12 protein-coding genes are annotated in these 20,286 nt (G+C 71.0%); 5 read left to right on the top strand and 7 right to left on the bottom strand.

Going from position 1 to position 20,286, the window contains the following annotated elements:
* Positions 1 to 49: 49 nt before the first annotated feature.
* Positions 50 to 5,104, bottom strand: a complete 5,055-nt coding sequence (locus tag Van01_RS21665; RefSeq protein ID WP_204010608.1) for an NAD-glutamate dehydrogenase — start codon at positions 5,102 to 5,104, stop codon at positions 50 to 52.
* Positions 5,105 to 5,390: 286 nt separating this feature from the next.
* Here Van01_RS21665 and Van01_RS21660 point away from each other — a divergent pair, with 286 nt between their 5' ends.
* On the top strand, positions 5,391 to 7,346 hold the full coding sequence (locus Van01_RS21660; protein WP_204010606.1) for a penicillin-binding transpeptidase domain-containing protein: 1,956 nt from the start codon (positions 5,391 to 5,393) through the stop codon (positions 7,344 to 7,346).
* Positions 7,347 to 7,405: 59 nt separating this feature from the next.
* Here the strand turns inward: Van01_RS21660 and Van01_RS21655 are convergent, their stop codons facing one another.
* The 6 genes from Van01_RS21655 to Van01_RS21630 form a co-directional block, all read right to left on the bottom strand.
* Entirely contained in the window at positions 7,406 to 8,608 is a 1,203-nt protein-coding gene (locus Van01_RS21655; RefSeq protein WP_308442417.1) for an arginase family protein, read from the bottom strand.
* 66 nt (positions 8,609 to 8,674) lie between these two features.
* Positions 8,675 to 9,586 (bottom strand): tetratricopeptide repeat protein, encoded by a 912-nt coding sequence (locus tag Van01_RS21650; RefSeq protein ID WP_204010604.1) that lies wholly within the window; start codon positions 9,584 to 9,586, stop codon positions 8,675 to 8,677.
* Positions 9,587 to 9,685: 99 nt separating this feature from the next.
* Positions 9,686 to 11,374: a coenzyme B12-dependent isobutyryl-CoA mutase large subunit gene (gene icmA, locus Van01_RS21645; protein ID WP_204010603.1), complete on the bottom strand. Its 1,689-nt coding sequence runs from the start codon at positions 11,372 to 11,374 to the stop codon at positions 9,686 to 9,688.
* Between the two features lie 105 nt (positions 11,375 to 11,479).
* Positions 11,480 to 11,872 carry an Asp23/Gls24 family envelope stress response protein gene (locus Van01_RS21640; protein ID WP_239099212.1) on the bottom strand — a complete coding sequence of 131 codons (393 nt, stop codon included), beginning with the start codon at positions 11,870 to 11,872 and terminating at the stop codon, positions 11,480 to 11,482.
* 97 nt (positions 11,873 to 11,969) lie between these two features.
* Positions 11,970 to 12,905, bottom strand: a complete 936-nt coding sequence (gene meaB / locus Van01_RS21635; protein ID WP_373306277.1) for a methylmalonyl Co-A mutase-associated GTPase MeaB — start codon at positions 12,903 to 12,905, stop codon at positions 11,970 to 11,972.
* A gap of 65 nt (positions 12,906 to 12,970) precedes the next feature.
* Positions 12,971 to 14,170, bottom strand: coding sequence for an acetyl-CoA C-acetyltransferase (locus Van01_RS21630; protein WP_204010600.1), 1,200 nt, complete (start codon positions 14,168 to 14,170; stop codon positions 12,971 to 12,973).
* Positions 14,171 to 14,231: 61 nt separating this feature from the next.
* Between Van01_RS21630 and mce the strand changes: the two genes are divergently transcribed.
* The 4 genes from mce (at position 14,232) to Van01_RS21610 (ending at position 20,265) form a co-directional block, all read left to right on the top strand.
* Positions 14,232 to 14,705: a methylmalonyl-CoA epimerase gene (gene mce, locus Van01_RS21625; protein WP_204010599.1), complete on the top strand. Its 474-nt coding sequence runs from the start codon at positions 14,232 to 14,234 to the stop codon at positions 14,703 to 14,705.
* A gap of 261 nt (positions 14,706 to 14,966) precedes the next feature.
* The gene (gene ccrA / locus Van01_RS21620; protein ID WP_204010826.1) at positions 14,967 to 16,322 is read left to right on the top strand and encodes a crotonyl-CoA carboxylase/reductase; all 1,356 of its coding nucleotides are present in this window, start codon (positions 14,967 to 14,969) and stop codon (positions 16,320 to 16,322) included.
* 290 nt (positions 16,323 to 16,612) lie between these two features.
* The gene (locus Van01_RS21615; protein WP_204010597.1) at positions 16,613 to 17,884 is read left to right on the top strand and encodes a DivIVA domain-containing protein; all 1,272 of its coding nucleotides are present in this window, start codon (positions 16,613 to 16,615) and stop codon (positions 17,882 to 17,884) included.
* Between the two features lie 164 nt (positions 17,885 to 18,048).
* Positions 18,049 to 20,265: a hypothetical protein gene (locus tag Van01_RS21610; protein WP_204010594.1), complete on the top strand. Its 2,217-nt coding sequence runs from the start codon at positions 18,049 to 18,051 to the stop codon at positions 20,263 to 20,265.
* The last annotated feature ends 21 nt before the right edge of the window (positions 20,266 to 20,286 follow it).

The following is a 20,286-nucleotide window of genomic DNA, read 5'->3' as shown; positions in this document are numbered from 1 at the left end:
TAGCCGCGTTCGGGACGCCACAACTGCATGATCGCGCAGGCCGGCGCGGTCAGCTGGCGGCGGAGGTGCGGACCAGGGTGCGGATCTGGCGGAGCAGGACCGACAGGGCCGCCAGGTCCGCGCGGGACTCGTCGAACTCCCCCATCGCCCGTTCGGCGCGGTGGATCGAGGTGGCGTTCGACTGCTCCCACTGCTGCACCCGCTCCTGCGGCGGCAGGTCGACCGACGTGGAGTCGAGCACCTCCGCGGTGAGGGCGGCGAGCGCGGCGTACAGGTCGTAGCGCAGCGCCATCCGGGCGAGCGTCTGCCACCGGTCCTCGCGCGGCAGCAGCGAGATCTTCGACAGCAGCGAGTCCACCCGGAACCGGTCGGAGAGCACGAAGTAGACCGAGGCGACCTCGCCGACGTCCCGCCCGGTACCGGCGGCGGTCTCCACCACGTCCAGCAGACCGAAGCTGTACATCAGCCGGGTGCTGCGCTCGGCCAGGGCACGTGGCACACCACGCTCGGTCAGGGAGTCGATGTGCGCCGCGATCGACTCACGCTCGCTGCCGTAGAAGAGCGTCTCCATCGTGGGCAGCAGCCGGGTGATCCCGTCCCGCAACCGGTTGATCTCCGCCGGCACGTCGATCGGCGAGCGGCGGTTGGTGACCAGCCACCGCACCGCCCGGTCGAGCAGCCGGCGGGTGTCGAGATAGACGCTTGTCTGCAATTCCGGATCGATCCGGTTGTCCAGCGCCTCGACGTCGTCCCAGAGTTCACGCAGCCCGAAGACCTCGCGAACCACCACGTACGCCCGGATCACGTCCGCCGCCGTCGCGGCGGTCTCCTCGACCACCCGGAAGACGAACGAGATCCCGCCCCGGTTGATCGCCTCGTTGACCAGCACCGTGGTCACGATGTCGCGGCGCAGCCGGTGCCGGTCCATCCGGTCGGCGAACCGCTCGCGCATCGGCGTCGGGAAGTAGTTGACGAGCACCTCGTCTGTCCACTTCTCGTCGGGCAGCCCGTCGTTGAGGATCTCCTTCTCCAGAGCGATCTTCACGTACGCCAGCAGCACCGCGAATTCCGGCGCGGTCAGCCCGGACTCGGTGCGGACCGCCAGTTCCTCGTCCGGCGGCAGCGCCTCCAGCGACCGGTCCAGGACGCCCGCACGCTCCAGCTCGGTGATCATCCGGCGGTGCACCGGAAGCAGCGAGGTCGCCTGGGCCTGGGAGTTGTTGATCGCCCGGGCCTGGTCGTAGTTGTCCCGCAGCACCAGCTCCGCGACCTCGTCGGTCATCCGGGCGAGCAGGTCGTCCCGCTCGGGAACGGACAGCTCACCGTCGGCCACCGCGGTGTTCAGCAGGATCTTGATGTTCACCTCGTGGTCGGAGCAGTCCACTCCGGCCGCGTTGTCGATGAAGTCGGTGTACATCCGGCCGCCCGCCTGGGCGTACTCGATCCGACCGTGCTGGGTGAAGCCCAGGTTGCCGCCCTCACCGACCACCCGGCAGCGCAGGCTGCGACCATCCACCCGGATCGCGTCGTTCGACTTGTCGCCCACCTGGGCGTTCGTCTCGCTGGACGCCTTGACGTAGGTGCCGATGCCGCCGTTCCAGAACAGGTCGACAGGCGCGGTGAGGATGGCCTTCATCAGCTCCTGCGGGCTCAGCTGCTCGACGTCGTCGTCGAGCCCGAGCACGGTACGGACCTGCGGTGAAATCGGCACCGACTTCGCGGTACGCGGGTAGACCCCGCCACCGGCCGAGATCAGCTCGGGGTTGTAGTCCTCCCAGGTGGATCGGGACAGCTCGAACAACCGCTTCCGTTCGGCGTACGAGGTGGCCGGGTCCGGGTCCGGGTCCAGGAAGATGTGCCGGTGGTCGAAGGCGGCCACCAGCCTGATGTGCTCGGAGAGCAGCATGCCGTTGCCGAACACGTCACCGGACATGTCGCCGACCCCGACCACTGTGAAGTCCTGGCTCTGGGTGTCGTGCCCCATCTCGCGGAAGTGCCGCTTGACCGACTCCCACGCGCCCCGGGCGGTGATGCCCATCTTCTTGTGGTCGTAGCCAGCCGAGCCTCCGGAGGCGAAGGCGTCGCCCAACCAGAAGTCGTGCGCCGTCGAAATCTCGTTTGCGGTGTCGGAGAACGTCGCGGTGCCCTTGTCCGCCGCCACCACCATGTACGGGTCGTCGCCGTCGTGCCGGACCACGTCCTCCGGCGGCACGATCTCACCGGCCACGATGTTGTCGGTGACGTCCAGCAGCGCCGAGACGAACTCCTTGTAGCAGGTCACCGCCTCGTCGCGGTCACCCGGCTTCTGCTTGAGCACGAAGCCGCCCTTCGCGCCCACCGGCACGATCACGGCGTTCTTCACCATCTGCGCCTTGACCAGGCCGAGCACCTCGGTACGGAAGTCCTCCCGCCGGTCGGACCAGCGCAGGCCGCCCCGGGCCACCGGCCCGAACCGCAGGTGCACGCCCTCGAACCGGGGCGAGTACACGAAGACCTCGAACCGGGGCCGGGGCGCGGGCAGCTCCGGTATCGCCTGCGGGTCGAGCTTGAACGCGACGTACGGCTTGGGCCGCCCGCCCACCGGCTTCTGATAGAAGCTGGTCCGCAGGGTGGCCTGGATCAGCGAGAGATACGACCGCAGGATCCGGTCCTGATCGAGGCTGGCCACGTCGTCGAGCGCGGCGCGGATCTCGGCCACCAGCTCGGCACCGCGCCGCTCGCGCTGCTCGGCACCGACCGGCCCCGGCTCGAACCGCGCCTCGAAGAGCTGCACCAGCAGCGTGGCCAGGTGCGGGTACGCGATGAACGTGGACTCCATGTAGTCCTGTGAGAACACCGTGCCGGTCTGGCGCAGGTACTTCGCGTACGCCCGCAGCACCACCACCTGACGCCAGGTCAGTCCGGCGCGCAGCACCAGCTCGTTGAAGCGGTCCACCTCGGCTTCGCCCCGCCACGCCGCGGCGAAGGCGTTCTCCACGTGCGGTCGTACCTCGGCCAGCTCCTGGTGCCCCTCCGGCAGCCGTAGCCCGAAGTCGTACAGCCAGATCCGCCCGTCGACCCGTTCCACCTCGTACGGGTGCTCGTCGACGACCTTGACGCCGAGCGAGTGCAGCACCGGCAGCACCGCCGAGAGCATCATCGGCTCGCCGTAGCGGTACACCTTGAACCGCACGTCCATCGACTCGTCGACGTACGTGCCCCGGCCGCCGGCACGCGGCGCCAACTGCTTGCGGAACAGGTGCATCTCCAGCTGGCCGGGCTCCTCCAGCAGCTCCAGCTTGGCCAGGTCCTTCATCGCCTCGTACGGCGTGTGCCCGTCCTTGTAGCCCTCCGGGAACGCGTCGGCGTACCTGCCGAACAGGTGCTTGGCCTGCTCGTCGCCGAGCTTGCGCTCCAGCACCAGCCGGTAGTCGTCGTCCCACAACCGGGTGGCGTCGGCCAACTCCTCAGCCAACAGATCGGCGTCGATGTCACCGGGCGGGCTCGTCGGGTCGGTACGCACGATGAAGTGCACCCGGGCCAGCATCGACTCGGTCACCCGGGTGGTGTAGTCCACCCCGACACCGTTCAGCTCACGCAGCAGGATGTCCTGCATACGCAGCCGGTTCTGGGTGGTGAACCGGTCCCGGGGCAGGTAGATCAGACAGGAGATGAACCGCCCGTACGCGTCCCGACGCAGGAACACCCGCAGCTGCCGGCGACCGGCCATCCGCAGCACCCCGATGACCGCGTGGTACAGGTCGTCGGTCTTGATCTGGAACAGCTCGTCGCGCGGGTACGTCTCCAGGATCTGCATCAGGTCCTTGCCGGAGTGGCTGCGCAGGCTCAGCCCGGAGCGGTCCAGCACCTCGGCGACCTTGCGTCGGACCACCGGCAGCTCCTGCACGCTGGTCCGGTACGCGGCGGTGGAGAACAGGCCCAGGAAGCGCCGCTCGCCCACCACCTCACCGTTCTCGTCGAAGATCTTGAAGCCGATGTAGTCGAGGTACGCCGAACGGTGCACCGTGGCCCGCGAGTTCGCCTTGGTAATGATGAGCAGGCGTTTCTCGGTGACCTTCTCGTGCGCCTCGGGCGTCATCGAGGACAGCGCCCGCGCCTCCGGCGAGTCCTGACGCAGGATGCCCAGCCCGGTGCCGAGCACCGCTTCCAGCGCTGGCCCGCCCCCCGCCGCGTTCGGCACCAGCCGGTACTCCCGGTACCCGAGGAAGGTGAAGTGGTCGTGCGCCAGCCAGCGCAGCAGCTCCACCGAGTCGGTGATGTCCTTCTCCGGCACCGGTGGCCGGTTGTCGCTGGTCCGCGCGGCGGCCAGCTCGTCGGCGAAAGCGAGGGCACGCTGGCGCATCTTCGGCCAGTCCTCGACTGCCTCCCGCACGTCGGTAAGCACCCGCTGCAGCTCACGGCGCAGCTTGTCCCGTTCCTCCGGGTCGCGGACCGGGTCGATCTCGATCCGCATCCAACTCTCGACCAGGTCACCGGAGATCGCGTCGTCCGGCTCCACGTCGGCGGCGACCTCGACCAACCGACCGAGCGGCTCCCGCCGGACCACGACCAGCGGGTGCACCAGCAGGTGCACGTCCAGATGGTGGGTGTTGAGCAGGGCGGTCACCGAGTCGACAAGGAACGGCATGTCGTCGGTGACGATCTCGATGACGCTGTGATGCTGCTCCGCGTCGGGTGAGTGGATCCGCAGCTTCAACTCACCCGGCACCCGCTGCCGGGCCAGCTCCCGATGCGCGCGGGCGGCGTCGAGCATCTCCTCGGCGGTGAACCCGATCAGTTCCTCGTCCGGCGCGAACCGCCAGAACCGGCCCACCAGGGTCGCCGCGTCATGGTCGTCACCGGCCAGCGACACAGCCTGGGCCACCAGGCGCTCGGCGTTGGGCACCGGCTCGTCGAGTTCGGTGTCCTCCGCGTCGTCGGCAAGCGCCTCCGGCGGCAGTCCCAGATCGTAGAGGGTGTCGATGCTCGAACCGGTCATGCCGGTCGCGCCTGTGTCGAGCCGGTCGAAACCGTCCCCGTCGGTAGCCGTGTCGAAACTGTCGTCCCGGCCGGTGTCAGCCTGCCGGAGGTCGGGTCCCGGTTTGATCGCCGGACGCCGGTCCATCGGTGCCACTCCCCTCGACCCACAGCGCTGTGGGTCACTCTGCCGCCAAGCCTAGGCCGACCGATCGGTTTCACCGTCGGCGGACCACCGGCCGGACGTCCGGATCTCCGACGTCGTCCTTTCACCCGTTGCGGTACGAGGTTGGGCCGGGTTCGGAGTACCCCGCCTGATGTTGTTCATCACACCGTCACAAGACCGTCTTTTCGCCTGGCCAGGCCCGGGCGGGACAGTGGCCCGCGCGTCGGCGTACTAGCGTGCGGAGCAGCCGACCAGGAGGAAGCAGCAGATGTACGTTTCGCGCCGGCACCGCCGCAGCCGGTCACCACTGGCCGTCGTCGCCGCCTGCCTGGTCGTCGCGGCCAGCCTGGTCGCCTGCTCCGGCGAGGACGGCCCGCACCGCACCGTCGACGCCTTCCTGGAGGGCTGGCGCAAGGGCGACCTGAACGCTGTCGGCTTCGTCGACCCGACCGGCGCCAAGATTCCCGCCGGCACCGTCGTCCAGGAGATCCGCGACCTTTCCGGCGAGCTTGTCGATGCTCCGCTCACCCTGACCCGCCAGGGCGATCCCGAGGTGGTCCAGAACACCGCCACCGCGAGCGTCCGCGCGGAGTGGACGCTGCCCGGCGGGACGACCTGGGCGTACGACCGGCCGATGCGACTCACCCAGGGCCGCGACGACCAGTGGCAGGTGATCTGGGAGCCGCAGATCGTCCAGGAACAGCTCACCCGGGGCGACCGGCTGGGGCTGCGCCGGGAACGGGCGCCCCGGGCCACCGTGCTCGACGGTGCCGGTGAGCCGATCGTGGCCCCGCGCGACGTGGTCCGGGTGGGCCTGCAGCCCAACGAGGTGACAGACGTCAGCGCCATGGTCCGCGAGTTGGATGCCGCCTTCCGCGCCATCCGTCCAGCGATCACCCCGCCGGTTGACCTGTCGGACCTGCCCAAACGGCTCAAGGAGGCCAAACCGGACGCGTTCGTCGAGGTGGTCACCCTGCGCGACGAGGCGTACCGGCAGATCAAGTCACGCATCTACCCCCTGGCGGGGACGAAGTTCCCGACCGACACGCTGGACCTCGCCCCCACCCGTGAGTTCGCCAGGGCGGTGCTCGGCAGTGTCGACCCCGCCTACGCCGAGGACCTCGCCAACCATCCCGACCGCTACTCCCCCGGCGACCTCGTCGGTCACGGTGGGTTGCAGGGCCGCTGGGACGAGCGGCTGCGCGGCGTACCGGGACTCACCGTCTTGATCAACCGTGCTGGGCCGGACGGCACGGTGGAGCCGACCGGCACCGAGGTGTTCCGCAGTGAGCCCCAGCCGGGTCAACCGGTACGCACCACCCTCGACGTGGCCACCCAGAACGCGGCCGACCGGGCGTTGCGCGGGGAGCGCCGGCGGGCCGCCCTGGTTGCCGTACGGATCAGCGACGGTGCCGTGCTCGCCGCGGCCAACGGCCCTGGTGCGGCCGGGGAGAACCTGGCCTTCACCGCACAGGTGCCACCCGGCTCCACCTTCAAGATGGTGAGCGCGTTCGGGCTGATCGAACGGGGTGCGGTGACTCCGGAGAGCACCGTGGCCTGCCCCAAGACGTTCACGGTGGACGGGCGCTCCTTCAAGAACTCCAACAACTTCGCCCTCGGCGAGGTGCCCTTCCGGACCGATTTCGCCAAGTCGTGCAACACCGCCTTCGCCGCGCTCGCCCCCCAGCTTGGTGCGGACGGGCTCGCCGCCGCCGGACGCACCCTGGGCCTGGAGGGCGCGTGGGGGGACCTGGGCCTCGACGCGTTCACCGGCAAGGTGTCGGCGGGCGGTGGTGCCACCGAACAGGCCGCCGCGGCGATCGGGCAGGGCACGACTGTGGTCAGCCCGCTGGCCATGACGGCGGCGACCGCAGCGGTGGCCCGGGGCCAGTTCCTGCCACCGCAGCTGATTGTGGATCCCGCCCCGGAACGGGCGGCCGAGCCGGGGCCGCAGTTGAAGCCCGAGGCCGTCAAAGCCGTCCAGGACATGATGCGCGACGTGGTCACCAGCGGCTCCGGGACGGCGTTGCGGGACGTGCCAGGCGAGCCGGTGCACGGCAAGACCGGCACCGCCGAGTACGACGACAACCCCGAGAACACCCACGCCTGGTTCGTCGGCTGGCAGGGCGATGTCGCCTTCGCCGTCTTCGTTGAGAAGGGCGGCTCGGGCAGCGGCACCGCGGTACCGATCGCGGAGCGCTTCCTGCGCGCCCTGGCCGACTGACAGGGCTCCCCGGCCGGGCTGTCCGCCGTCTCGCCCCTTCTCCGTGCAGACTGCGGCGATCAGGCGGCCGGCCCACCGGGCGCGGTGGCCGGACGGGTGGCCGCCGTCGGGACGTCGGCGCCACCCGGGCCACCATCGCCCAGGCCGTCGCCGACGCCGACCAGCCCGCCGTCGACCGACCCACCGTCAGCCAGGCCGCCATCGGCCACGTCATCGCCGTCGTCGCGGGCCTTACCGTGGTCGCTCGGCGCCGGTGCGATCGGCAGGCCGAACTGATCGATGCTCCGGCGCGGGCCGGGGGTGGGGCGCGGCGTCTCCTCGGGACGAAGTCGGGGTGGCGCGGAGCCGGGAGCGGTCACCGGGCGCAGGCCGGACACCACCGTGTTGACGATCTCCGCGGCGTACGCGCCGTCCGGGTCGTAGTCGGGATCGAAGACGGTCAGCTCGACACCGAGGCAGTGCGGGGTGTCGACCAGACCGGCGAGCAGGATCTCCAACTCGGCGAAGGCGATGCCACCCGGGTCGGGCGCGTCGACCGCCGGCATCACGGCGGGGTCGAGCACGTCCACGTCGACGTGCACCCAGTAGCCGGCGCAGTCGGCGAGCTGCTCGTGCGCCCACTGGGCCGTACGCGCCGCGCCCTCGGCGCGCAGGGCCGGCACCGGTCTGGTGATGATCCCGGCGGCCTGGAGGTCGAGGCGGTACTCGTCCTGGGCCCGGATACCCAGCACCACCACGTCGACGTCCCGGAAGTAGGGCCGCCGGCCCTCGATGGCTGCCAGGTCGGCCTGGCCCCGGCCGGTGACCAGAGCCAGATCCTCGCCCGCCGCCGCGCCCACGTAGGAGGCGTTGCCGGGGTGCCGGAAGTCGGAATGGCCGTCGACGAAGACCAGCCCGATCCGGCCGCCCACCGCCTCCCCCAGCCGGTGCATGGCCAGCGCCGAACCGAGCAGGATCGAACAGTCGCCGCCGAGGACCACGGGGAACTCTCCCCGGTCGATGATCGCACCGATCCGGTCGGCAAGGGCGGCCGAGTAGTCGGCGATCTCCCGCGCGTGGCAGACGCCGTCGCCGGGCCGCCAGTCACCGGCGTCGTAGCGGGGCGGGGTCAGGCAACCCGCGTCCCGGGCCCGCAACCGGGGCAGCAGTCCCTGGTCCCGTAGCGCACCAGGTGCCTTACCGCAGCCTGGTACCGAGGTGGGCGTGGGCGGCCGTAGACCGAGGTTGCTCGGCGCGTCGAGGACGGCGATCCGGCGCATCACGGGCTCCCGTCCTCCGAGGTGGGGGCGGGCCGGCGACACGCCGGCCCGCGCTGGCGTGGCAGGTACTCAGAACAGGGCGCTGGCCAGGGCCCGGCGGGCCGAGGCGACTGCGGGGTCCTCAGGTCCGGCGATGGCGAAGAGGCCGACCAGGTGCTGGCGGACCTTCTCCCGATCATCACCGCTGGTGCGGCGGACCAGCCCGACCAGACGCTGGTACGCCTGATCGGCCAGCCCACTGAGCACCTCGATGTCGGCGGCGAGCAGTTGGGCGTCGACATCGTCGGGGTCGGACGCCGCGGCGGTGAGCGCGGCCTGCGGGTCGGTGCCGGCCACCCGGCGGGCGAGCCCCACCTGGGCCAGCCCGGCCTCGGCCGCCGCGTCCGTCGGGGTCTCGGCGAGGATCTTCCGGTACGCCTGCTCGGCGGCGTCCAGGTCACCGCTCATCAGGGCGTCGTCCGCCTCGTCGAGCCGCGGGTCCTCCGGCTCGGTCACGCTCACCCCGCCGGCCTTGAGCACGGCCTGGATCCACTGGCGCAGCTGCGGCTCGGGCACCACACCCGAGAAGGCGTCGACGGGTTGCCCGCCGACCACCGCGTACACCATCGGGATGCCCTGGACCCGGAACATCTGCGCGAGCCTCGGGTTGGCGTCCACGTCGACCTTGGCGAGCACCCACGCGCCGCCGCCCTCCACCGCCAGCTTCTCCAGCACCGGGGAGAGCTGCTTACACGGCTGGCACCACTCGGCCCAGAAGTCGACCACGACGGGTGTGGTCAACGAGCGCTCCAGAACCTCCGACTGGAAGGTCGCCTCGGTCACGTCGACGACTGTGACTCCACCGACCGCACCGCCGGGTGCACCGGCGGGCGGGCCGGCCTGAACCGGGGCCGGCGCGGGACTGGGGGCAGGGGTGCGCAGCGCGCTGAGGTCGACCGCGCCGCGGGTAAAGATCGACGAGGTGATCCGTGGGTCGCTCATGGTTGTCTAGTCTCGCACGCAGTTCGCCGAACTCGGCTCAGCCTCGGCCCGCACAGTTGCCACTGTCACCCCTGCCCAGCCACCCTGATGGGGCGAAGGTCAGAAGCGTGCGGGCTCGCGGTAAACGCCCCATTCGGCGCGCAGCGCGTCGCAGATCTCGCCGAGGGTCGCCTCCGCCCGGACAGCGTCGAGCATCGCCGGGATCATGTTCTCCCCGGTGCGGCTGACCGCTACCATCGCCGCCACCGCGTCGCGCACCCGGGCCTCGTCCCGACCGCGCTTGCGTTGGGCGAGCATCCGGCGCTGCTCCAACTCCACCTCGTGCGAGATGCGCAGGATCTCCAGCTCCTTGGCGACCGTGCCGGTGTGGCAGTTGACTCCGACGATCTTCTTCTCGCCCTTCTCCAACGCCTGCTGGTACGCAAAGGCGGCCTCGGCGATCTGCCCGGTGAACCAGCCGTCCTCGATGCCACGCAGGATGCCTGCGGTCATCGGCCCGATCGCGTGCGGTCCCTCGCCGCCCAGCGCCCGGATCCGGGCGAAGATCTCCTCCGCCTCGGCCTCGATCCGGTCGGTGAGCGCCTCGACGTACCACGAGCCACCCAGCGGGTCGGCCACGTTCGTCACCCCGATCTCCTCCATCAGCACCTGCTGGGTGCGCAGGGCGATCTCGGCGGACTCGTCGGTGGGCAGGGCGAGGGTCTCGTCCAGGGCGTTCGTGTGCAGCGAGTTGGTGCCACCGAGCACTGCGGCGAGCGCCTCGACGGCGGTGCGTACCACGTTGTTCACCGGTTGCTGCGCGGTAAGCGACACGCCCGCGGTCTGCGTGTGGAACCGCAGCCAGAGCGCCTTCTCGCTGGTGGCGCCGTAGACGTCGCGCAGCCAGCGGGCCCAGATCCGGCGGGCAGCCCGGAACTTGGCGATCTCCTCGAAGAAGTCGACGTGCGAGTCGAAGAAGAAGCTCAGCCCGGGGGCGAAGACGTTGACGTCGAGTCCGCGCGACAGGCCCAGTTCGACGTAGCCGAAGCCGTCGGCGAGGGTGTACGCCAGTTCCTGTGCGGCGGTGGAGCCGGCCTCACGGATGTGGTATCCGGACACCGACAGCGGCTTGTAGCGCGGGATCTCGGCGGCGCAGTACTCCATCAGGTCGCCGATCAGGCGCAGGTGCGGCTCCGGGTCGAACAACCACTCCTTCTGCGCGATGTACTCCTTGAAGATGTCGGTCTGCAAGGTCCCGTCGAGGCTCGACAGGTCGGCGCCCTGCCGCTCGGCGGCGACCAGGTACATGCAGAACACCGGCACCGCCGGACCGGAGATGGTCATGCTCGTGGTGACCCCGGCCAGGTCGATGCCGTCGAAGAGCGCCTCCATGTCGGCCGCGCTGTCCACCGCCACCCCGCAGTGGCCCACCTCGCCGAGCGACTGCGGGTCGTCGGAATCGCGCCCCATCAGCGTGGGCATGTCGAAGGCGACCGAGAGCCCGCCACCACCGGCGCCCAGGATCATCTTGTAGCGCTCGTTCGTCTGCCGGGCGTTGCCGAACCCGGCGAACTGGCGGATGGTCCAGGTCCGCCCCCGGTAGCCGGTCGGGTAGAGCCCGCGCGTGTAGGGGAACTCCCCGGGCCAGCCGATCCGCTCGAAACCCGGGTACGCCGCGCCCTCCGGCGGGCCGTAGACCGGCTCGACAGGCATCCCGGAGAGCGTGGTGAAGTCGGCGTCCCGCTTGCGCGCGGAGTCGTAGCGGGCCTGCCAGCGGGCCCGCCCGGCCGCGATGTCGTCGGCGTTCATCCCCGGGCTCCTCCTTGAGTCCTCGACTGCACGTCGAGTGTAGAGCCCTTACCTGAACGATCGATAAGGTAGTTCGTACCGATCGGTAACCTGAGCTGGGTGAACTCAGGCGGGTGGACCGTCGATGGCCACGTCGTCCACCCGGATGTTGATCTCGTCAACCCGCAGCCCGTACGCCTCGACCGCACGGGTCACCTCGACCCGCACCGCCGTGGTCACCTGGGGTACCGGATGCCCGGCCTCGGTCACGATCACCAGGTTGATCACGGCGCCGCCGTTCGTCACGTGTGCCGAGCACCCCCGACGCGCGTCGCCGACCTGGTCGAGACCCACCCGGTCCAGCACGGCGTTGAAGAACCGGGCGATGTCGCCACCCAACTCGACCACGCCGGGCACGGCCTTCGCCGCGGCCACCGCGATCTTCTCCACCACCTCGTCCGAAATCTGCGTACTACCACCCGCCACGGCGTCCGGCGTCATCGGCAACTCCTGCGTCATCTCGTGGTCCATGCGTCCCCCAGCGGCCGTCGCAGCGCACGCGCAACAGCGCGGCGGTGCGAGCCTAACCGTCCCCGGCGCTCCGCAGTGGACGCGGTCACCCGGAGAGCTGGGCGAGCAACGCCTCGGCTGCGGCGTACGGATCGGTCGCGCCGGCCGCCACCTCGGCGGCGAGCGCCGGCAGGTGCGTACCGTCGCGCAGCGAGCCGATCCGGGCGCGCAGCACGCCGAGCGCGATCGCCTCGACCTCGGCGGCGGCTCGCGCCTCGCGCCGACGCCGCAGCTCGTCGTGCTCGACCAGCCAGGCGCGGTGCTTGTCGATGGCGGCGGCGATGTCGTCGATGCCCTCGGCGCGGGCGGCGATCGCCCGCACCACCTGCGGACGCCACTGGCCCGGCCCACGCTCGCCGAGGGCGATCATGCCCTGGATGTCCCGTACGGTGGCGTCGGCGCCGTCCCGGTCGGCCTTGTTGACCACGAAGACATCGGCGATCTCCAGGATGCCGGCCTTCACCGCCTGGATCGCGTCGCCCATCCCGGGCGCGAGCAGCACGAGCGTGGTGTCGGCAAGCGAGGCCACCTCCACCTCGGCCTGCCCGACGCCGACGGTCTCGACGAGCACCACGTCGCAGCCGGCACCCTCCAGCACCCGCACCGCCTGCGGGGTGGCCGCCGACAGCCCACCGAGATGCCCCCGGCTGGACATCGAGCGGATGTAGACGCCCGGATCGGTGGCATGGTCCTGCATCCGCACCCGGTCACCGAGGATCGCACCGCCGGTGAACGGGCTGGACGGGTCGATGGCCAGCACGCCGACCCGGTGACCCCGGTTCCGCAACGCCCGGACCAACTCGTTGGTGGTGGTGGACTTGCCCACCCCCGGCGAACCGGTCAGTCCGACCACCTGGGCCTGCCCGGCGTACGGGGCGAGCGCCGCGGCGATGGCGGGGACCGTCCCGTCGCCCGACTCGACAAGGGTGATCAGCCGGGCGACCGCGCGGGGGTCACCGTCGCGGGCCCGCTCGACAAGCATCGGAACGTCCCGGCTGCGACGCACCGAACCGGTGGCCGCCGCCGGGACGCGGGTGTTCGACTCGCTCACAGATCGGTTTCGGTGGGATCCGGAACGTGGATGATCAGCGCGTCGCCCTGGCCACCGCCGCCGCAGAGCGCCGCCGCCCCGGTGCCGCCGCCGCGCCGCTTGAGTTCCAGCGCGAGGGTGAGCACCAGCCGGGCACCGGACATGCCGATCGGGTGGCCGAGCGCGATCGCACCGCCGTTGACGTTCACCTTGTCAGGGCTGATCCCGAGGTCACGGGTGGACTGGATGCCGACCTGGGCGAACGCCTCGTTGATCTCGATCAGGTCGAGGTCGGCGACGGTCAGCCCGCCCTTGCGCAGGGCGTGCTGGATGGCGTTGGAGGGCTGCGAGTGCAGGGAGTTGTCCGGCCCGGCCACGTTGCCGTGCGCGCCGATCTCGGCCAGCCAGGTCAGGCCGAGTTCCTTTGCCTTCGCCTTGCTCATCACCACCACGGCCGCCGCGCCGTCGGAGATCGGCGAGGAACTGCCGGCGGTGATGGTGCCGTCGGGAGCGAATGCCGGACGGAGCTTGGCCAGCGTGTCGACTGTGGTGTCCGGCCGGATGCCCTCGTCCTCGCTGATCACCAGCGGGTCACCCTTGCGCTGCGGGATGACCACCGGGGTGATCTCCTCGGCGAAGTGGCCGTTCTTCTGTGCGGCGGCGGCACGCTGGTGGCTGTTGGCCGCGAACTCGTCCTGCTCCTGGCGGGAGATGCCCCGGGTGCTGCCGTGCCGCTCGGTGGACTCCCCCATCGCGCAGCAGTCCCAGGCGTCGGTCAGCCCGTCGAGCGCCATGTGGTCCTTGAGCGTCACGTCGCCGTACTTGTAGCCACCACGCTGGCCGAGCAGCAGGTGCGGGGCGTTAGTCATCGACTCCATGCCGCCGGCCACCACGATGTCGAACTCGCCAGCCCGGATCAGCTGGTCGGCCAGGGCGATCGCGTCGAGCCCGGACAGGCAGACCTTGTTGATGCTCAGGGCCGGTACGGACATCGGGATGCCCGCCTCGACGGCCGCCTGCCGGGCGGGAATCTGCCCGGCGCCGGCCTGGAGCACCTGACCCATGATCACGTACTGCACCTGGTCGGCTGCGACTCCCGCCCGTTCGAGCGCGGCGGCGATCGCGATGCCGCCGAGTTTCGTCGCTGGTAGGTCCTTGAGGTTGCCCAGCAGGCGCCCCATCGGGGTCCGCGCGCCGCTGACGATCACCGAAGCCATACCTGCCTCCGAGGGGGTGCCGACCTGTACGCCTTAACGACTGTTCGGCCAGACTAACGTCATGCCTGAGAACTCCCCCGTCGAGCCCGCTGCCGACTATGTCACAGACATCGGACTGCGCCGCATCGACCATGTCGGGATCGCGGTGGCCGACCTCGATGCCGCCATCGACTTCTACAAGCGCACGTTCGGGATGCGCTGCGTCCACACGGAGACCAACACCGAGCAGGGCGTACGCGAGGCGATGCTGGCCGTTGGACCGGACACCGAGGGCGGCTGCGTGCAACTGCTCGCCCCGCTGACCCCCGAGTCGACGATCGCGAAGTTCCTGGACCGTAACGGCCCGGGCGTTCAGCAGGTGGCGTACACCGTGGCCGACATCGACGTGGCCTGCGCGGCGCTGCGCGAGCGGGGCGTACGGCTGCTCTATCCGGCCCCGAAGCGCGGCACTGCCGGTTCGCGGATCAACTTCGTGCATCCCAAGGACGCCGGCGGCGTGCTGATCGAGCTGGTGCAGCCGGCCGCGTCCCACTGACCCGACCGCCGAGTGCGGCAGGCCGACCCGAACCGAGCACGGAGGTGCGCGCTTGCCCGAGCGAGCATGCACCTCCGCGCAGCGGGCGATGCACTTTTTCACAGGAGGCTTCCGACCCAAGCTACCGTTCAGTAACCTCCGGCGTCACAGGTAGCCCGAGTCGCGGGATGTGGTGGCGGCCGACATGGTGACAGCCGCCGACCGGCGTCGACGATGGCAGCCCCAGGCCCGCCGCTGGCGCGGCGAGAACCGGAGGTCACCGTGCAGGACATCCTCGAAGCCATCATGGCGGCGGACGGGTCGGCCGACCCGGCGCGCGAGTTGGCCGGCGTCGCCGAACTACCGGTACCGGAGAGCTACCGGGGTGTGGTGGTCCGGGCCGAGGAGACCCGCATGTTCGACGGCCTGGCCACCCGGGACAAGGACCCCCGCAAGGCGCTGCACCTGCAGGAGGTGCCGACGCCAGAACTCGGCCCGGGCGAGGCACTTGTCGCGGTGATGGCCAGCGCCATCAACTACAACACCGTCTGGACGAGCATCTTCGAGCCGCTCTCCACGTTCACGTTCCTCAAGCGGTACGGCCGCACCTCCGAGCTGGCTCGCCGGCACGACCTGCCGTACCACGTGGTCGGCTCGGACGCCGCGGGAGTGGTGCTCCGGGTCGGTGCCGGGGTGAGCCGCTGGCGACCGGGCGACGAGGTGGTGGCCCACTGCCTGTCGGTCGAGCTGGAGGACGCGGCCGGTCACGACGACACGATGCTCGACCCGCAGCAGCGGATCTGGGGGTTCGAGACCAACTTCGGTGGCCTGGCCGAGCTGGCCGTGGTCAAGGCCAACCAGCTGATGCCCAAGCCGGCGCACCTGAGCTGGGAGGAGGCGGCCAGCCCCGGGCTGGTCAACTCGACCGCGTACCGGCAGTTGGTGTCACACCACGGCGCGAACATGAAGCAGGGTGACGTAGTGCTGATCTGGGGCGCCTCCGGCGGCCTGGGTGGCTACGCCACCCAGATGGCCCTCAACGGTGGCGCCATCCCGGTCTGCGTCGTCTCCTCGCCGGAGAAGGCGGAGCTGTGTCGGCGGATGGGTGCCGAGCTGGTCATCGACCGCTCCGCCGAGGGCTTCCGGTTCTGGTCGGACGAGCAGACCCAGGATCCGGACGAGTGGCGGCGCTTCGGCGAGCGGATCCGGGAGCTCACCGGCGGGGAGGACCCGGACATCGTCTTCGAGCACCCGGGCCGGGAGACCTTCGGCGCCAGCGTCTACGTCGCCAAGCGCGGCGGCACCGTCGTCACCTGCGCCTCCACGAGTGGCTTCCTGCACCAGTACGACAACCGTTACCTCTGGATGCACCTCAAGCGCATCGTGGGGAGCCACTTCGCCAACTACCGCGAGGCGTGGGAGGCCAACCGGCTGGTCGCGCTGGGCAGGATCCACCCCACGGTGTCCCGCACGTACGCCCTGGAGCAGACCGGCCAGGCCGCGTACGAGGTGCACCGCAACGCCCACCAGGGCAAGGTCGGCGTGCGCTGTCTGGCCCCTGAGGACGGACTCGGCGTACGCGCCCCCGAGCTGCGCGCCCGCCACGCCGAGGCCATCAACCGGTTCCGCGGGCGTTGACCTGACGGCCGAGGTCCCGATGGCCATTCGGTGATCGCCGATTGGCTTTCCACACGGGCACCCGGAGGCCCATTCGTGTGATCGGACGACGCGGGAAACAAAGGGCCGTGTGCCACCGCGCCACGGCCCTTTTCCACGTCACGCTCCGTGCCATCCGGCTCGCCCCGGAGCTGGCAAGATCGCATGTCGCCCCGGTGGTCGACCCCGGCCCAGAGTTGACCATGTAATACGGGCGGCAAAGGGTGCCACGCTCTTGCGAAGCACCCCGGGGAGTCTGCCAGTATGTCCCAATGCCCCAGCAGCAGTCCTCCCCTCTCGCGTTCTTCGATAACGCGAACTCGCAGCCAGATTTCACGGTTGGCCTGCGCGGATACAACACCGGTCAGGTCGACGACTTCATCGGCCGGCTGAACGCCGCGCTGAGCCAGGCCAACAAGGACCGCGCCGACGCCGAGCAGGCGCTCAACGACGCGCAGCGCCGGCTCCGGCAGTCCGAGCAGCGACTCACTGCCCTTGAGCAGAAGCTCACCGACACCAGCAAGCAGCTGGAGGAGAACAGCCGGCCCACGCTGTCCGGCCTCGGCACCCGGGTCGAGCAGATCCTCCGGCTCGCCGAGGAGCAGGCGAACGACCACCGCAACGAGGCCAAGCGCGAGTCGGAGGGGATTCTCTCCGCCGCCCGCCTCGAGGCGCGGGAGATCACCGACAAGGCGCGGGCCGAGGCGGCGGCCATGAAGGCGACCGCCGAGCGGGAGGCGGGCAACGTCCGCACCGCCGCCGAGCGCGAGGCCGCCGAGGTGCGCGTCCAGGCCCGGCGCGAGGCCGACACGCTGCGCGCCGACGCGGATCGGGAGACCAAGCAGCTGCGTACGGTGACCGCCCACGAGGTCGCCGAGCTCAAGTCCACTGTGGAACGCGAGGTGGCCACCCTCCGTGCCACCGCCGAGCGCGAGATCACCCAGCAGCGGGCCAAGGCCGCCCGCGAGGCTGAGGAGAAGCGCGCCGAGGCGACGAAGCTGCTCACCGACGCCCGCGACAAGCGCGACAAGGACCTCCAGGCCCTGGAGCTGCAGCTCGCGGAGCGGCGCGAGAAGGCCGAGCGCGAGGAGTCGGAGCGGCACGCCGCCCAGGTCGCGCAGACCCAGAAGCTGGTCAACGAGGCCGAGCAGCGGGCCCGGGCCGCGCAGGATCGGGCCAAGGAGATCGAGCAGCGCGCCGAGGCCCGCCGGGTCGAGTCGGAGCGCACCGCCACCGAGACGGTGGAGAAGGCGAAGGCGCTGTCCGAGCGGACGCTGAGCGAGGCCCGCGCCGAGTCGCAGCGCCTGCTCAACGAGGCCCGCACCGAGGCCGAGCTGACCACTCAGGCGGCGCGCCGCGAGGTCGAGGACCTCACTCGCCAGAAGGACGCCGTCACCTCGCAGCTCGGGCAGATGCTCTCCGGCCTGGCCGGCATCGTTCCGGGCGTGCCCAACAACAACGCCGCCGCGGCCGGGGCCGACAAGCCGGCCGCCAAGAAGACCGACGGGGCCGACGACAAGGTGGCCGCGGAAACCTCCAGCTGACCAGGTCCACCGGGGCATGATCCACGGCGCGGGGTGACATCGGGTGACCGGTGGCACCCCGCGCCGCCCTGCGTCAGCGAAACCCCTCCCCGGGCCGTGAAGTAGCTCCCAACAGGGGCGTCCGTATCGCCCCAGGAGGGCCCGATGCGTGTGAGGATGGGAGCATGTCGCACGGCGAGGAACTGTTCGCGCTCGGCGGGGACGTGACCACGGAGCCAAGCTTCGAGTCCGCCCTGCGGGGTTACGAGAAACGGCAGGTTGACCGATACGTCTCTCGTGCGGAGCACGAGATCGCCGCGCTCGCCGCCGAACGGGAACAGGCGTACACCCAGATCCACAAGCTGGCCGGTCAGGTCGAGGTGCTGCAACGCGACCTCGCCCAGGTGCGTAAGCAGGTCGGCGTGGTCGACCGGGCCGCCTTCCGGCACCTCGGGCCGCGGGTGGAGCAGATCCTCACGCTGGCGGAGGAGCAGGCCGAGGACATTCTCTCCGCCGCCAACGAGGAGATCGAGGCCCGCCGAGCCGCCGCCGAGCACATCATCGAGGAGGCCCGGGTCGCGGCGGCGACGGCACTCAAGGACTTCGAGATCGCCCTGGCCGCCCGCCGCGCGGAGGAGGAGCGGCAGGCCGCGGCCCGCCGGGCGGAGTCGGAAGCCACCGCGAAATCCGCCAAGGAGGAGGCCGCCCGGCTGCGCAAGTCCGCCCAGGAGGCCATGGCCCGGGCGCAGCAGGAGGCCACGCAGCTACGGGACGCGGCCAAGGAGATCCACAGCCGGGCCCAGCAGGAGGCGACAAAGCTGCGCGACGCGGCCCGTGCCGCGCTCGCCACCGCCCAGCAGGAGGCGACCCAGCTCCGCGACGCCGCCAAAGAGGTGCACGCGAAGTCCCAGCAGGAGGCACGCCGGTTGGTCGACCAGGCCACCGAGGCCGGCCGGGCCACCCATGCCAAGGCCCAGCAGGAGGCCAAGCAGATCATCGACGACGCCGCCGAGGCCGGCCGGGCCGCCCGCAACAAGGCCCGCCAGGAGGCCGAGCGGCTGAGCACCCAGGCGACCGAGGCGGCGAAGCGCACCCGCGCCGAGACCGAGGCGTACGCCCAGCGGATGCGCAGCGAGACCGAGGCGTACGTGCAGCACTCCCGGGCACAGGCGCAACAGGAACTGGGGGCCTGGCGGGCCGGGGTGGAGAAGGAGGTCAACAGCCGACGCGAGGCAGCCGATCGGGAGCTGACCGAGCGCAGGGCGACCGCCGAACGCGAGTTCACCGCCCGCCGCGACGAGTTGGAGAAGCAGTACAAGACCCGCAACGCCGAGCTGGACGAGCGGATCCGCACCCGCACCGCCGAGCTGGAGTCCGGGTTCGAGACCCGCCGGTCCCAACTGGAGTCGGAGTACACCGCGCGGAAGAACGAGATCGAGCAGGGCGCCGACCAGATCCGCCAGGCAGCGGAGCAGGAAGCCGCCACGGTGCGCGGGCGGGCCGAGGAGCAGGCCGGTGAGCTGCTGCGCCAGGCGGAGACCGAGTCCGCCGCGAAGCGGCGCGAGGCCGACGAGTACGCGGCCAGCACCCACCGCGAGGCCGACCAGTACGCGGACACCACCCGGCGCGAGGCCGACGAGCACGTCACCACCGTGCGGCGCGAGGCGGACGAGCACGTCGCCGCGTCCCGCCGGCAGTTCGAGGAGTACGCGGCCACCACCCAGCAGCACCTTGCCACCACCCAGCAGCACCTCGCTGCCACGCAGCAGGAGGCGGCGGCCAGCCGGCAGCAACTCGCCCAGGTGATGCTGGAGATCGCCAAGGCCCAGCAGCAACTCGCCGACCTGCGCCAGGAGACGTGGAAGTCCCGGCAGGAGTCCGACGAACTGGAGCGCAAGCTGCTCGGCCTGCGGCTACAGGCCACAACGGCGCCCGACGGCTCGGCCGCACCCGCAGCTGCGGTCGCCGGCCTGTCCACGAACGGGGCACGCCCCACCGGCGCCTCACCGAACGGCGCTCAACCCGCCGCCGACAAACTGACAGTCACCCCGACCGGCAGTGGCGCCAGCGACGGCCCGGCCGGCAGCGGCGCCAGCGACGGCCCGGCCGGTGACCGTCGGAGCGGAGACGATGCCGGGCCGGCGACGAAGCCGGTGGCCGAACCGGTCACCACTGTCGAAGACCCCTCGCCGAGCCGGCCGGCGGCGGAGCCGACAAGCGTCGACGGCGGCACCGCGAGCGAAGGACTGGACGGCGAGCCGACGGTGGCAGCGGTTCCCGGTGAGGGTGGCCGAGGTGCCACCCCGACGAAGATCACCAGTACCGGCGAGAACGGCAAGCGCCCGACCAAGCCGACCACCGACGAGCGCAGCGCCAAGCCCAGCAAGGTCACCTCCGACTGACACCTCGCCCTGGGTTTGGCC

This window comes from Micromonospora andamanensis (genome assembly GCF_016863495.1).
In the GTDB taxonomy this organism is placed as follows: Bacteria; Actinomycetota; Actinomycetes; order Mycobacteriales; family Micromonosporaceae; genus Micromonospora; species Micromonospora andamanensis.
This window is presented reverse-complemented; position numbering and strand designations above follow the sequence as displayed.

Coding starts and splice junctions, on each gene's coding strand:
- Van01_RS21665 (WP_204010608.1), bottom strand. CDS start 5,104: ATGGACCGGCGTCCGGCGATCAAACCGGGACCCGACCTCCGGCAGGCT.
- Van01_RS21660 (WP_204010606.1), top strand. CDS start 5,391: ATGTACGTTTCGCGCCGGCACCGCCGCAGCCGGTCACCACTGGCCGTC.
- Van01_RS21650 (WP_204010604.1), bottom strand. CDS start 9,586: ATGAGCGACCCACGGATCACCTCGTCGATCTTTACCCGCGGCGCGGTC.
- icmA (WP_204010603.1), bottom strand. CDS start 11,374: ATGAACGCCGACGACATCGCGGCCGGGCGGGCCCGCTGGCAGGCCCGC.
- Van01_RS21640 (WP_239099212.1), bottom strand. CDS start 11,872: ATGACGCAGGAGTTGCCGATGACGCCGGACGCCGTGGCGGGTGGTAGT.
- meaB (WP_373306277.1), bottom strand. CDS start 12,905: ATGCTTGTCGAGCGGGCCCGCGACGGTGACCCCCGCGCGGTCGCCCGG.
- Van01_RS21630 (WP_204010600.1), bottom strand. CDS start 14,170: ATGGCTTCGGTGATCGTCAGCGGCGCGCGGACCCCGATGGGGCGCCTG.
- mce (WP_204010599.1), top strand. CDS start 14,232: ATGCCTGAGAACTCCCCCGTCGAGCCCGCTGCCGACTATGTCACAGAC.
- Van01_RS21615 (WP_204010597.1), top strand. CDS start 16,613: ATGCCCCAGCAGCAGTCCTCCCCTCTCGCGTTCTTCGATAACGCGAAC.
- Van01_RS21610 (WP_204010594.1), top strand. CDS start 18,049: ATGTCGCACGGCGAGGAACTGTTCGCGCTCGGCGGGGACGTGACCACG.